The following is a 13,088-nucleotide window of genomic DNA, read 5'->3' on the forward strand; positions in this document are numbered from 1 at the left end:
CTATGTTATGTAAGGAACTGTTTTTCGTGAACCGGAAAGAGGTGGGAAAATGGAAACCCCCTTTGACTTGCTGACATATGTGTCGCTTGTTGGCGCACTGCTTGTTGTCGTGAAATGCTATATCGGTGAATACCGCAAAACGAAGGCTTTTTTATATAACATGGCGTTCACGCATGCGGAGCGGGAGAAAGATGGCGCATGCTGCGCTGCTGCCACCGCTCCTTTCCGCCGCTTTTTTGCATCGCAAAAGCGGAAAATTCCTGTACATGAACGTTCACGTCCATCTGATGAAGAAGGAAGGAGACCTCTTGCTTTTTGCTGCACATAAATGACATGAACATGCAAGGAGGTCTCTTATGAAAAAGTGGCTGTTTGCCTTACTAGGAACGGTTGTTTTATTAAGCGGCTGCAACCGCAATGCACCGATTGATGAGCATAGTCAAGGGATATGGGATCATTATTTTGTCTATCCGATGTCGAAATTGCTTTTAACTCTTGGCCATTTTTTTGGCAATAACTATGGCGTTGCGATCATCGTGTTAACATTGATTGTCCGTTTTTGCTTGCTTCCGCTTATGATAAAACAGTTTAAAACGACGATTGCAATGCAAAAGCTGCGCCCGGAACTGCAAAAGCTTCAGGAAAAATATAAAGGCACCGATCTCGAAGCGCAGCGCAAGCTCCAGCAGGAAATGATGCAACTTTATCAAAAGCACGGCGTCAATCCAGCGAGCGGCTGCCTGCCGGTGCTGATTCAAACACCGATTTTTATGGCGCTTTATTACGCGATTTTGCGCACACAAGAAATTAAGCTTCATTCATTTCTGTGGGTGCAGCTTGGCCATCGCGATCCTTACTTTATTTTGCCGATTCTCGCCAGTCTTACGACATTCATCTCATTGCGTTTATCGCCATCGATGACGGAAGAGCAAATGCCGCAAATGGCGATGATGTCGTATATTATGCCGATCATGATTTTTATCGGGGCAAGCTCCGTTCCGTCTGCTTTGTCGCTTTACTGGGTCGTCGGCGGCTGTTTTTCGATCATCCAATCGCTCATTTTGCGCATGCAACTAAAAGCGGTTAAAGCTGCAGAAAACGGACAGGCATAACAATTCCCCCGCTTTCCGTTAAATGGAAAGCGGGGGTGCTTTTATGGCGGTCACTGATAAGACATTGCATGGAAAAACGTTTCATTTTTCTAACATAGGCTATTAAAAAGCAGGATTGTTTGTTAATGAGCAAAGAAAAAATCCGCTTCTTTTTCATGAGGGACGGGGATGGACTAGAATCGGATAAGCAAAACACATGAAAACAGGGACTCTTTTCCTGTATCATAATAATTGTATAAAACATGAAATAAGAGGTAAAATCAGCTCTATCTTGAATATTGCTTCGCCGGTTGCCAAGGCGCAACATTTGCGGAAACGGCGCTTCCGGATATGGTTGGGCTTGATCGGCGCGTTCATCAGGCAATGCGGCAAAAATGTTCAAAGAGAGAAGCGGCGGATGGAACGATTCCGTCTCTGCTTGATAACGGATACAGAATGTTAAGGAGGAGATGGGAGTGAAAAAAGCGCTCATCAATATTGACTATACGGTTGATTTCATCGCCGACCACGGCGCGCTTACGTGCGGAAAGCCAGGCCAGCAGATTGAGCCGGAGCTTGTGCGAATTACGAAACAGTTTATCGAAAACGGCGATTATGTCGTATTTGCGATCGATCTTCACAAAGCTGGCGACACATATCATCCGGAAACGAAATTATTTCCGCCGCATAATATCGAAGGTACGGACGGCCGAAAATTGTTTGGAGAATTGGAAGCGGTTTATCAAGCGAACAAACATAGAGACAATGTATATTGGATGGATAAGACGAGATATAGCGCGTTTGCCGGGACGGATTTAGAAATAAAGCTAAGAGAACGGGGAATTGCGGAAGTTCATTTGGTCGGCTGCTGTACCGACATATGCGTGCTTCATACAGCGGTTGACGCGTATAATAAGGGATTTCACATTGTCGTACATAAAAAAGCGGTCGCAAGCTTCAATCCTGCCGGGCATGAATGGGCGCTTGAACATTTTAAACATTCATTAGGGGCAGAAGTAGTGGAATAATAGAATAAAAGTGGTAGAATAAACAGAAGACATGCTTTTTTTGTCAAATCGAATCGTTGTTTTGGAGGTAGCACAATGAACGAAAAATACGCGGATGATAGCTTTACTCTTCATACGGACTTATATCAAATCAATATGGTAGAGACGTATTGGGAAGACGGCATTCATCAACGTAAAGCGGTATTTGAAGTGTTTTTCCGTAAACTTCCTTTTGGAAACGGATATGCCGTATTTGCTGGATTAGAAAGAGTTATCCAATATTTACAAAATTTTCGTTTTTCCGAAAGCGATATTGAATATTTGCGTTCGGAGTTAGGATATCAGGAAGATTTTTTAGAGTATTTGAAAACCGTACGTTTCACTGGGACGTTGCGCTCAATGAGAGAAGGGGAAATCGTTTTCGGCAATGAACCGATTTTGCGCATTGAGGCACCGCTAGCGGAAGCGCAGCTCGTGGAAACGGCGATTTTAAACATTATTAACTTTCAAACATTGATCGCGACGAAAGCGTCCCGGATTAAGCATATTCTTGGCGATGATCCGGCAATGGAATTCGGCAGCCGGCGAGCGCATGAGTTGGACGCTGCGTTGTGGGGGGCGCGCGCCGCGTATATCGGCGGCTTTGATGCGACTTCCAACGTGCGGGCGGGCAAGCTTTTTGGGATTCCTGTGGTGGGCACCCACGCGCATGCGATGATACAAGCATACCAAGATGAATATGTCGCATTTCATAAATATGCGCGCCGTCATAAAGATTGCGTCTTTTTGGTCGACACGTACGATACGCTGAAATCGGGCGTGCCAAATGCAATCCGTGTCGCGAAAGAGCTGGGCGATCAAATTAATTTTATTGGCATCCGCATTGACAGCGGCGATCTCGCCTATTTGTCAAAAGAAGCGAGAAAAATGCTCGATGAGGCGGGATTTACGGATGCGAAAATTTTTGCTTCCAACGATTTAGATGAAGAAACGATTATTAATTTAAAATCCCAAGGTGCGAAAATCGACGTATGGGGAATCGGCACGAAATTAATTACGGCGTACGATCAGCCGGCGTTGGGCGCCGTTTATAAATTAGTCGCCATCGAAGACGAAAACGGAAACATGGTCGATACGATCAAAATCAGCGGCAACCCGGAAAAAGTCACGACCCCTGGGCTGAAACGGGTGTACCGCATTGTCAACAAAATCAACCAAAAAGCGGAAGGAGACTATATTGCGTTAGAAAGCGAAAATCCGCAACAAGAAGAGCGGCTGAAAATGTTTCATCCTGTTTATACGTTTATCAGCAAATTTGTTACTAATTTTGAGGCGAGAGATTTGCATGAAACGATTTTTGAAAACGGCAAGCTGGTGTACACTTCCCCGCCGTTGAAGGAAATCCAAGATTTCGTTAAGGAAAATTTAAAATTGTTTTGGGATGAGTATAAACGGACAATGAATCCCGAACAATATCCTGTCGATTTAAGCCAAGCCTGTTGGGATAATAAAATGGCGAACATCCGAAAAGTGAAAGAGAAGATTGACAAATTGGAAGAATATCGAGAATGATTGGCACAGCTGTTTTGGATAACATGAAAAAGATCATCCATATGCGATGATCTTTTTTCGTTTTTCTGGTTCTTCGTGGCATTTATTAGATAATGGACGAGCGTTAAAAGGTAAGTCGGGGCGGTTGATTCGCCGCACAACATTTGTTTCAAGCGTTGTCCAATTAAGAAAAAAGAAGCGGTAACCACAAAAACAAAGTTTGCGATAGGCGTTTAAACATCATGGGGCGAAAAAACCGGCTCAAAAAGGAGCGGAAAGCAGCCTTTTCGAGCCAGCTTCCTTTCTAGTTACAGCCTCCCTTGCTTTTTCAGCAACTGTTCCATTTCGCGAACGAGCGAATCGAAATAAGAAAGCAGATTCTCAAGCGGTTCTGGTGATGTCATGTCCACTCCCGTTTTTTGCAAAAGGCGGATCGGGTCGTCAGACGCGCCAGCGCTTAAAAACTGCAAATAACGTTTCGTCGCCTCGCCGGTTTTGTCCGTTTTCATTTGCTTGACAAGTTCAAAGGAAGCGGCAAGGGATGTCGCGTATTTATAGACGTAAAACGCATCATAAAAATGCGGGATGCGCAGCCAGCCGCGCGCAGCTTCCGGATCGGCAGCGTAAGCTGGGCCGTGATATTTTTTCAATAAACGAAGCCAAAGATCGTTCAGCTCGGCAGCGGTTAAGCTTCCGCCTTTTTGCACTTTGTCGTGCACCGCTTGTTCGAATTCGGAGTACATCACTTGTGTGTATAACGTGCCGCGAATTTGCTCGATTTGCTGGTTGAGCAAATACAGCATTTCTTCGTCCGTTTTCGCCCGCTTCATCAAGTAATCCATCATCAGCCATTCATTGGCGGTTGAGGCGACTTCTGCGGTGAAAATCGATTGCCCGGAATAATGGTACGGCTGTGTTTTGTTGGTATAGACAGAATTCATTGCATGCCCGATTTCGTGGGCGAGTGTCAGCATGCCGTCAAGTGACTCGTCGTAGTTGAGCAAAATAAACGGATGGGTGTCGTACGCGCCTGTATTATAGCCGCCTGCATATTTTTTCGGGCGCGGATATGCGTCAATCCAGCCTTGCTCAAAAGCGCGCCGCACGTGCTTGATATAGTCGCCGCCGAGCGGCTTCAGACCTTCAAGAAGGAGCGTCTGTGCCGTTTCGATCGGAAACTTCATTTTTTTCGCAACCGTCTCGTCGACAAGCGGCACAAACATATCGTAACTGTGGACGCGGTCGATGCCGAGCGCTTTTTTGCGCAATCCGACATAGCGGTGCAGTGATGGCAGATGATCGTTCACGGTCGAAATAAGATTCGTAAACACTTGTTTTGGCACATCGTCGGCTGACAGTGCTGCATCGAGGCCGGATTGATATTTTCGCACTTTCGCGTACAATTCGTCTGCTTTCACGGAAGCGTATAAGGTGGCGGCCGATGTGTTTTCGATTGCCTCATAGCTTTGAAAGCGTATTTGAAACGCCCGCTTGCGGTAGCTGCGGTCCATGTGTTCCAGCGCTTTTGTATAGTTTTCATCTGTCAGCGGAACCGTTTTCCCGTCCGGCGTGCGGAGCGAAGGCGGCTCATAATCGCCGCGCGCGGCATGATTATAAATGTTTTCCGGATCGTTCATGATGGGAGAAAGCTTGGCGAGCAGCTGTTCCTCTCGTTTGGAAAGCGTATGTTTTTTTTGTTCGCGTAATTCTTTAAAATAATAGCGGTACGGCTTAAGCAGCTTGCTTTTTTGCAGTTTGGCAAGCGTCTGTTCGGGAAGCGCCAGCAGTTCCGGCTCAATAAACGCCGTTTTGGACGCAAAGTCGGAAGTAAGTGTTTCCACTTTTGCTTTCAGCTGTGCCGCGGTCCCGTCTTCAATATTTAAATCTTGTTTTAAATGAGCATAAAGCGACAACTTTTCCATTTTTCGTGCTATCCTTTCATTAAGGGCAAACAGCTTGGAGACGTTTGCAGCGCTCTGCAGCTTTCCTTCATAGGCGGTCAGTTTTGGCAGCGCATCAACGATTGCTTGATAGTCACGCTCAAAATCAGTTTCCGACGAGTAAATGTCGGCAAGATTCCATTGATATTTTGTTTGTTCGGCGCTGGCGTGCCATGGCACAAGCAATAGTACAATCATCAGCCATACATATAACTGTTTTTTCATCATCTTCCCATTCCTTTCCTGTTTTTCCGCTGTTACGTAGTATGCGCAAAAAGAAACAGATTACTCGAATGAAAAGGAATGGGGAATGTATCGAGTGCGAAAAAGAAGAGGAGGATAAAGTAGTGGAACGAATTCGTTTAGCAGAAGATTTAACATTTTCCCGCATCATTCAAGGATTATGGAGACTAGCGGAGTGGGATTATTCAAAAGAAGAGATATTAAGTTTCGTGGAATTTTGTCTCGAACAAGGGATAACGACGTTTGACCATGCGGATATTTACGGGAATTATACGTGTGAAGCGTTGTTTGGCGAAGCGCTGGCGTTAAAGCCAAGCTTGCGCGGACAAATCGAGATTGTGACAAAATGCGGGATTAAGCTTGCCTCGAAATACGGCTTGAAGCATTATGATACGAGTAAGGAGCATATTATCGCCTCCGTCCACCAATCGTTAAAAAATTTCCGCACCGATTACATCGATGTGCTGCTTATTCACCGTCCGGATCCGTTTATGAATCCGGAAGAAGTGGCCGAGGCGTTCACCCGGCTGAAAAAAGAAGGAAAAGTGCGCCATTTTGGCGTGTCCAATTTTAAACGTTCACAGTTTAACATGCTGCAATCGTATTTAGATTTTCCGCTTGTGACCAACCAGATAGAAGTATCAGCTTACTGTTTGGAAAATATCGAAGACGGTACGGTCGATTTATGTTTGGAAAAGCGGATTCCGCCGATGGTGTGGTCCCCGCTTGCCGGTGGAAAACTATTTACCGCGACGGACGACAGGGCGGTGCGCCTGCGCGCGGCGCTCGAACAAATTCGCAACAAACTTGGCGCCGAAACGATCGACGAAGTATTATACGCATGGCTGCTTGTGCATCCGGCGCGAATGATGCCGATTGTCGGTTCCGGCAAAAAAGAACGCATTATTCGTGCAGTGCGTGCGCTGAAGCTGCCGCTTCGCCGCGAGCAGTGGTTTGAAATTTTGCAAAGCTCGGTCGGCCATGAGGTGCCATAATCCACAACACGCAATAAGGAGAAGTCCGCAATGAAAGTGATTATTGCTGAAAAACCAGACCAAGGCGCAACGTTGGCGTCGATTTTTCAAACGAAAAAACATCAAGGCTATATCGAAATTTATCCGAATGAATTGTTTCCGAAAGGAGCGTACATGACGTGGGCGGTCGGGCATCTTTTTCAGCTCGTTCCGCCTGAATGGTACCGTCCGGAATGGAAGCAATGGAAGCTTGAGACGTTGCCGATCATTCCGGAGCGTTTTCAATATGAGGTAGAAAGAGCGAAAGCGAAGCAGTTCGCGATTGTGAAAGAACTGCTCCGCAAACCGGAAGTGACGGAAATTATCCATGCCGGCGACGCCGGAAGAGAAGGGGAGCTGATTGTCCGCAACATCATTCATATGAGCGGCGTAAAGAAGCCGATGAAGCGGCTTTGGCTTTCGTCATTGACGCCGAAGGCGATATACGAAGGCTTCCGCCAGCTCTTGGATGAAGCAGAAACAAGAAATTTATATGAAGAAGCGTACGCGCGCGCTTGCGCCGACTGGCTTGTCGGGATGAACGCCTCGCGCGTTTACAGCATTTTGCTAAAGCAAAAAGGAATGAATGATGTCTTTTCGGTCGGACGGGTGCAAACACCGACACTCGCGTTCATCGTAAAACGGGAAAAAGAGATTGAACAGTTTCGCCCCGAACCGTTTTGGGAAGTGGTGGCGGCGTTTGCCGTTAATGGCAAGCAGTATGAAGGGAAATGGACAAATGAAGAAGGAGAAACGCGGATCAAGGAGGAGCAGCTGGCGCAAAAAATCGCCCAGTTTTGCCGAAACAAGCTGGCAGAAATACATGAGGTAAAAACGGAACGAAAAACGTTTCTTCCGCCGCTATTATTTAATTTGTCCTCTTTGCAGGCAACAGCGAACAAGATGTACCAGTTTTCTCCGAAAAAGACGCTCGATATTTTGCAAAATTTGTATCAAAAAGGAATCGTGTCATATCCGCGTTCTGATTCGAACTATGTGACCAAAGGAGAGGCAGAAACGTTCCCGGATATTTTGCAAAAGTTGCGGGCGTTTTCGGACTATCAGCCGTTTTTTCCGCTGCCAAACGCGTTAATTTTACATAATAAACGTTATGTAAACGAAAAGAAAGTGACCGACCACTATGCGATCATCCCGACGGAGCAAGTAGTTGATCCTGCGAAGCTGCCAGCGGATGAGCGGAAAATTTACGATTTGATTGTGCGCCGCCTCATTGCCGCACATTACGAAGCGGCTGTGTTTGACTTTACGACTGTCATCACGCTTGTCGATGGGCGCGCCCGGTTTGTTTCGAAAGGAAAACAGCAAATCCAGGAAGGATGGCGGAAAGTCATCAGTCCGCGCGAAGACGATGATGGGGCGCTTCTTCCTTTGCTTCATGAGGGAGAACAAGGTGATGTGCTGAACGTTCGTGTCAAAGTGGGAAAAACCCAGCCGCCGAAACGGTATACGGAAGGCCAGCTGATTACCTTAATGAAAACAGCGGGGAAATTTTTAGATAATGAAGAATTAGAAAAAGTGCTGGCCAAAACGGAAGGTCTCGGCACGGAGGCGACGCGCGCGGCCATCATAACAACGCTGAAAGAGCGCAATTACATCGAAGTAAGGAAAAATCAAGTGTATGCGACTGACAAAGCGAAAGTGCTGATCGAAGCGATTGGCGACAAAATTTTGGCATCTCCGGAAATGACGGCGAAATGGGAACAGCGTTTAAGCGAAATCGGTGAAGGAAAAGCGTCGGCGGCGCAGTTTATGGAGCAAGTAAAAAAGCTGTCTGCAAAAATTGTCCAAGATGCTGTGGAAATGTCGGAAACATGGGACTTCGCCGGGCTCGACACGGCGTCGATTCAACGGACAACATCGAAAGCGGCGCTCGGAAAACCTGTTGGCCCTTGCAAGCTGTGCGGCGGCACGGTCATCGATAAAGGGGCGTTTTACGGCTGTGCCAATTATGCCAAAACGAAATGCCCGTTTGCGATTTCGAAAAAAATTCTCGGCAAGACGGTTTCGCGAGCAAATGTGAAAAAGCTGCTCGAGCACGGCCGAACGGGCGTCATTAAAGGATTTAAAAAAGAGGGAAAAACGTTTGATGCGGCGTTAGTGTGGGATGAAAAAGAGAAAAAAATCACGTTTTCGTTTGCGAAAAAATAATCTCCTTCCTCATGTCGAGGGGGAGATTATTTTTTCCATTAGCTGTTCCGGATGTCGCGGCGACTGAAAGCCAAACTGTTCATATAGCCCATGAGCGTTTTTTGTTGCCAGCAAAACGCGCTTTATGTTAGTGATGTCCGGGTGCTGCAATATACATTTTACCAGCCATTTGCCAAGCCCTTGCCCCCGAAATTCCTCGTCAATAAAGACATCGCACAAATAGGCAAACGTCGCCCCATCTGTAACCACCCGCGCCAATCCGATTTGTGTCTGTCCGTGAAATAATGAAAAGCATAAAGAATGTTTGAGCGACTTTATAATCGTTGCGCGATCCCGCGTATTCGCCCAATAAGAGCGGGCAAGAAATTCGCAGACACGGTCGACTTGCACAAGCGCTGGATCGGTCGAAAGCGTAAACGGGCCGTTTTTGTATTGGACGATTTGGAGCAAGTTTGTTGCTCCTTTCGTGTTTTTTCCTTTCCTCATTATATCGCAAAGCCAAAAAATAACAATAAGAATTTTACGAATAGAGGTAAAAATTATTCAATTACCATGTATGATGTGGACAAAATGGAGAAGAACAAATTCCGCATGATGGAGCAGTTGTTTCTTTTCGGGACGGGCGTTTATTAGTAAGCCGCCGCGCCTTGGAGTAAGTATATGGATGGCAAAGATGGCGGAGCTATTTCTTGTTCAAGCTTACTAATCGATCAGGATAGTTTGTAAACATTCCATCCACGCCTAATGATAATTGTTTTTGCATTTCTTCTTTCGTGTTTATCGTAAACGGATGAACAATGAGATGGCGTTCGTGGGCTTTTTGCACAAATTCCGGAGTAACGAGAGATAGCTCTGGCCCAACTCCTTCGGCATATTCGGCGGCTTGATCGAGCACGTCATCGAGGTTTTGTCCTTGGATCATGGCAGGACTGTACAGCTGGATAAGCGGAATGCCTTTAGGAACGATTTCTCGCAATTTTCGCAAACTCGCGGCGCTGAACGATTGGAAAATAACTTTTCCTGGCTGTAAATATCCGTTCTTTTTTAAAATATCCACCAGCTTTTCTTCCATGCCGGGGTAAACATTTGGAGCTTTTGTTTCAATGTATAAAGCGGCGTTCGCGTCTTTTTGTTTAATATAATCAATCGTTTCTTGCAGAGTAGGAATTTTTTCGTTGGAATATTGTTTCTTCGCGTATTCCGGATAAGCGTCGTTAAACCAAGAACCGGCATCCAGCTGTTTGATTTCTGAAAGTGTGAAGTCTTTTACCCGCCAAGGGGAGCGGCCGGGATATACTTCTTCTGCGTTTGTTGTCCTTGACAATGTTGCGTCATGGATAGCGACTAACTCTCCGTCTTTCGTCATATGCAAATCTAATTCTATATAGTCTGCTTTCATTTGAATGGCTTTTTTGTATGCGGTCAGCGTATGTTCTGGAGCATATCCAGATGCGCCGCGATGGGCGATGACACCGATGTGGTCCACAATCGGGAGCGGCGTGAACAGTTGCGTATCCGGTTTATCGGCGGCTGCATCGCGGAAGACATATAGTGCGAGAAGACTGAATAGTATTGTGGAAAGCGGCCATCCAATGATCGTTAATTTTTTCATTTTCCTTCACCGTCCTTGGCGGCGGATTTTTTAAAATTTTATTATAAAAAGCAAATGTTAAGCTTAAATAAATGAATAGTTAAAATGAAATTATTTTTTTACAATAGTATAATTAAATCTATGAATGAAACTGAAACTGAATATTTTTAATAAAAATTATAAGGCAAATTGACAGCGGAAATACTGTTAAGCAGATTAAATTCAGAAAAAACAATGTTGTTTTCCATTCATTTCATTCAAGTTCATTGCATGACAAACAGAATTTTTTATGATAAAAGAAGATTTGATTCCGTTGGGCCGAAGCCAAGCGGTTCGGAAACAGACGCTGGCTCCGTAATGCGCTGGCTTAAATCCAGCTAGCCTGGTTGGAAAGCAGGCAAGCAACGCTTGTCTGTTTTTTTGTTGAAAAAAGAAGGAATTTTGCGAAATATGTCAAATAAGGACATAATGTGAGGAGGGAATAATGGTGAAAACAGCTGATTTATGCGATGAATTTTTAAGCGAGCTGCAAGTATGCCAGCTGCCGATGCAATCATATGGCGGCAAAGCGGAATTTTCCGGACCGATCGCGACGGTGGATGTGCTGGAGGATAATGTGCTCGTGCGCGAGGCGTTAGAAACCGTTCCGGCTGGCACCGTATTAGTCGTTGACGGGAAAGGTTCACGAAATTGCGCGTTACTTGGAGATCGTTTGGCGCAAATCGCCTGCGATCGCGGACTTGCGGGCGTGATTGTCCATGGCTGCATTCGCGATTCTGCGGAAATCGCCAATATGCCAATCGGGGTGATGGCGATCGGCACATGCCCGGTAAAAAGCAAAAAAGAAGGAAAAGGAAAACGGGACGTCGCGCTGGAATTCGGCGGCGTTCTTTGGGAGCCGGGCGCCTATGTATATGCGGATCGCGACGGGATTGTGTTGGCCAAAACGGACTTATTGAAAAAGTGATTGACGGCATTGGAAAATTTGTACTACCATAAAAATAACAAAGGCGTTCCATGAAAAATCTATATTTATGCCAAACAAATAAGGTGCCTTTCTCATTAGAGAACAGGCTTAAAAGGGAAGTACGGTGAAAATCCGTCACGGTACCCGCCACTGTGATGGGGAGTTTTGCTGCATGATGTCACTGAAGGAAACTTCGGGAAGGCGCAGCAAAGCGATGATCCTAAGTCAGGAGACCTGCCTTATTTGTTCGGACGGATACCTACGGGATTATAGGTAGACGTGCGGGAGAACGGCATACTTTTTTGGCTATATTTGTATGCATTTTTCTGCACCTCTACGTATAGAGGTGCTTTTTATTTTGCTAAAAAGGAGAGATGAGCATGACAACATGGAATTTAATCGGAATGAAGCACCATGTTTTGATTTGCAACGGGGGCAGCTGCATGCGGAAAGGGGGAGAGGAAGTCACACTGGCCATCCGTGAAGAAATCGCGAGTCTCGAGTTAGATGGTATCGTACATACGACGCGGACTCGCTGCAACGGCCGCTGCCAGGATGCCTGCGTGGTCATCGTTTACCCTGAAGGCGTATGGTACAACGGGATGACGCCGGAAAAAGGAAGGGAGGTGGTGCGAAGGCATTTACGGGACGGGGAATGGCTGGAAGAAACGATCACGTACCGTTATGAAGGAAGGCAAGGATTGGTGATGCCCAATCCATCCGCTGCCCCTCTTGGAATCGCGAAATGATGGAAAGCAACTGGAGGAATGAAAGCATGAAAAAATGGAAAGCCGCTCTTTTCCTTTGTGGTTTCGTTGTCTATTTTACGTTTTCGGAAAGTTCACCGGCATTGGCAATGCATATTACGGAAGGATTTTTGCCTGTTAAATGGGTGATTTTCTGGTGGCTCGTGTTTTTGCCATTTTTGTTTATCGGTATGCGTTCGCTCATCCGGATCACGCGCGAGCATCCGGAACTAAAACTGCTCATTGCATTGTCGGGGGCCTTTACGTTTGTGCTGTCCGCCTTAAAAATTCCATCGGTAACAGGAAGCAGCTCACATCCGACGGGGGTGGGGCTTGGTGCGGTGCTGTTTGGCCCGTGGACGATGGTGGTGATGGGCAGCGTCGTATTGCTGTTTCAGGCGTTATTGCTGGCACATGGCGGATTGACGACATTAGGGGCGAACGCCATGGCGATGGCCGTTGCCGGCCCGCTTGTGGCATACGGCATGTATCGTTTCGGGAAAAAGTGGAATATATCGCGGCGCTGGACGGTATTTTTCGCGGCCTTTTTCTCTGATTTGGCCACCTATGTGGTCACTTCACTGCAATTAGCGCTGGCATTTCCGGATGCGACAGGCGGAATTGCCGCTTCGTTTCTCAAATTTGCCGGCATTTTTGCGATTACGCAAATCCCATTGGCGGTGACGGAAGGGCTGCTGACAGTCGTCGTGTGGAATTTCTTATCCACTTACAGCAGCCGGGAACTAAGCCAATTAGAGAGGGGAGTGTAA

Annotated in this window: 12 protein-coding genes and 1 riboswitch; of the genes, 9 read left to right on the top strand and 3 right to left on the bottom strand. The window is 46.3% G+C overall.

From position 1 onward, the window contains the following. Window positions 1-49 precede the first annotated feature (49 nt). The 4 genes from AOT13_RS11815 (at window position 50) to AOT13_RS11835 (ending at window position 3,670) form a co-directional block, all read left to right on the top strand. A complete protein-coding gene (locus tag AOT13_RS11815; protein WP_042384835.1) occupies window positions 50-328 on the top strand; it encodes a hypothetical protein in 279 nt (92 codons plus the stop codon). Between the two features lie 28 nt (window positions 329-356). After that, complete coding sequence (yidC, locus tag AOT13_RS11820) at window positions 357-1,112, top strand: membrane protein insertase YidC (RefSeq protein ID WP_013400958.1); 756 nt, start codon at window positions 357-359, stop codon at window positions 1,110-1,112. 455 nt (window positions 1,113-1,567) lie between these two features. Beyond that, window positions 1,568-2,119 (top strand): cysteine hydrolase family protein, encoded by a 552-nt coding sequence (locus tag AOT13_RS11830; protein ID WP_003250836.1) that lies wholly within the window; start codon window positions 1,568-1,570, stop codon window positions 2,117-2,119. Window positions 2,120-2,194: 75 nt separating this feature from the next. Continuing rightward, a complete protein-coding gene (locus AOT13_RS11835; RefSeq protein WP_013400957.1) occupies window positions 2,195-3,670 on the top strand; it encodes a nicotinate phosphoribosyltransferase in 1,476 nt (491 codons plus the stop codon). Between the two features lie 287 nt (window positions 3,671-3,957). Here AOT13_RS11835 and pepF read toward each other — a convergent pair whose 3' ends face one another. Beyond that, entirely contained in the window at window positions 3,958-5,814 is a 1,857-nt protein-coding gene (gene pepF, locus AOT13_RS11840) for an oligoendopeptidase F (RefSeq protein ID WP_042384905.1), read from the bottom strand. A 122-nt stretch (window positions 5,815-5,936) separates the two neighbouring features. On the opposite strand from pepF, the gene AOT13_RS11845 reads away from it, so the two are divergent. Next, window positions 5,937-6,827, top strand: coding sequence for an aldo/keto reductase (locus tag AOT13_RS11845; RefSeq protein WP_013877007.1), 891 nt, complete (start codon window positions 5,937-5,939; stop codon window positions 6,825-6,827). Window positions 6,828-6,857: 30 nt separating this feature from the next. Further along, window positions 6,858-9,014, top strand: coding sequence for a DNA topoisomerase III (locus tag AOT13_RS11850; protein WP_013400955.1), 2,157 nt, complete (start codon window positions 6,858-6,860; stop codon window positions 9,012-9,014). Window positions 9,015-9,023: 9 nt separating this feature from the next. Here AOT13_RS11850 and AOT13_RS11855 read toward each other — a convergent pair whose 3' ends face one another. Continuing rightward, the gene (locus tag AOT13_RS11855; protein WP_013400954.1) at window positions 9,024-9,464 is read right to left on the bottom strand and encodes a GNAT family N-acetyltransferase; all 441 of its coding nucleotides are present in this window, start codon (window positions 9,462-9,464) and stop codon (window positions 9,024-9,026) included. 232 nt (window positions 9,465-9,696) lie between these two features. Then, window positions 9,697-10,626: a glycerophosphodiester phosphodiesterase gene (locus AOT13_RS11860; protein ID WP_013400953.1), complete on the bottom strand. Its 930-nt coding sequence runs from the start codon at window positions 10,624-10,626 to the stop codon at window positions 9,697-9,699. Between the two features lie 466 nt (window positions 10,627-11,092). On the opposite strand from AOT13_RS11860, the gene rraA reads away from it, so the two are divergent. From rraA to AOT13_RS11880, 3 genes are all read left to right on the top strand, one after another. Further along, a complete protein-coding gene (rraA, locus tag AOT13_RS11870) occupies window positions 11,093-11,572 on the top strand; it encodes a ribonuclease E activity regulator RraA (protein WP_003250822.1) in 480 nt (159 codons plus the stop codon). 64 nt (window positions 11,573-11,636) lie between these two features. Continuing rightward, window positions 11,637-11,828, top strand: a riboswitch (cobalamin riboswitch). Between the two features lie 124 nt (window positions 11,829-11,952). Beyond that, window positions 11,953-12,321 carry a (2Fe-2S) ferredoxin domain-containing protein gene (locus tag AOT13_RS11875; protein ID WP_042384842.1) on the top strand — a complete coding sequence of 123 codons (369 nt, stop codon included), beginning with the start codon at window positions 11,953-11,955 and terminating at the stop codon, window positions 12,319-12,321. Between the two features lie 26 nt (window positions 12,322-12,347). After that, window positions 12,348-13,088 (top strand): energy-coupling factor ABC transporter permease, encoded by a 741-nt coding sequence (locus AOT13_RS11880; protein ID WP_013400950.1) that lies wholly within the window; start codon window positions 12,348-12,350, stop codon window positions 13,086-13,088.

It is taken from the genome of Parageobacillus thermoglucosidasius (assembly GCF_001295365.1).
Lineage (GTDB): Bacteria > Bacillota > Bacilli > Bacillales > Anoxybacillaceae > Parageobacillus > Parageobacillus thermoglucosidasius.

Excerpts from the sequence above, each read along its gene's own strand:
- AOT13_RS11815 (WP_042384835.1), top strand. The coding sequence starts at position 50 with ATGGAAACCCCCTTTGACTTGCTGACATATGTGTCGCTTGTTGGCGCA.
- yidC (WP_013400958.1), top strand. The coding sequence starts at position 357 with ATGAAAAAGTGGCTGTTTGCCTTACTAGGAACGGTTGTTTTATTAAGC.
- AOT13_RS11835 (WP_013400957.1), top strand. The coding sequence starts at position 2,195 with ATGAACGAAAAATACGCGGATGATAGCTTTACTCTTCATACGGACTTA.
- pepF (WP_042384905.1), bottom strand. The coding sequence starts at position 5,814 with ATGAAAAAACAGTTATATGTATGGCTGATGATTGTACTATTGCTTGTG.
- AOT13_RS11850 (WP_013400955.1), top strand. The coding sequence starts at position 6,858 with ATGAAAGTGATTATTGCTGAAAAACCAGACCAAGGCGCAACGTTGGCG.
- AOT13_RS11860 (WP_013400953.1), bottom strand. The coding sequence starts at position 10,626 with ATGAAAAAATTAACGATCATTGGATGGCCGCTTTCCACAATACTATTC.
- AOT13_RS11875 (WP_042384842.1), top strand. The coding sequence starts at position 11,953 with ATGACAACATGGAATTTAATCGGAATGAAGCACCATGTTTTGATTTGC.
- AOT13_RS11880 (WP_013400950.1), top strand. The coding sequence starts at position 12,348 with ATGAAAAAATGGAAAGCCGCTCTTTTCCTTTGTGGTTTCGTTGTCTAT.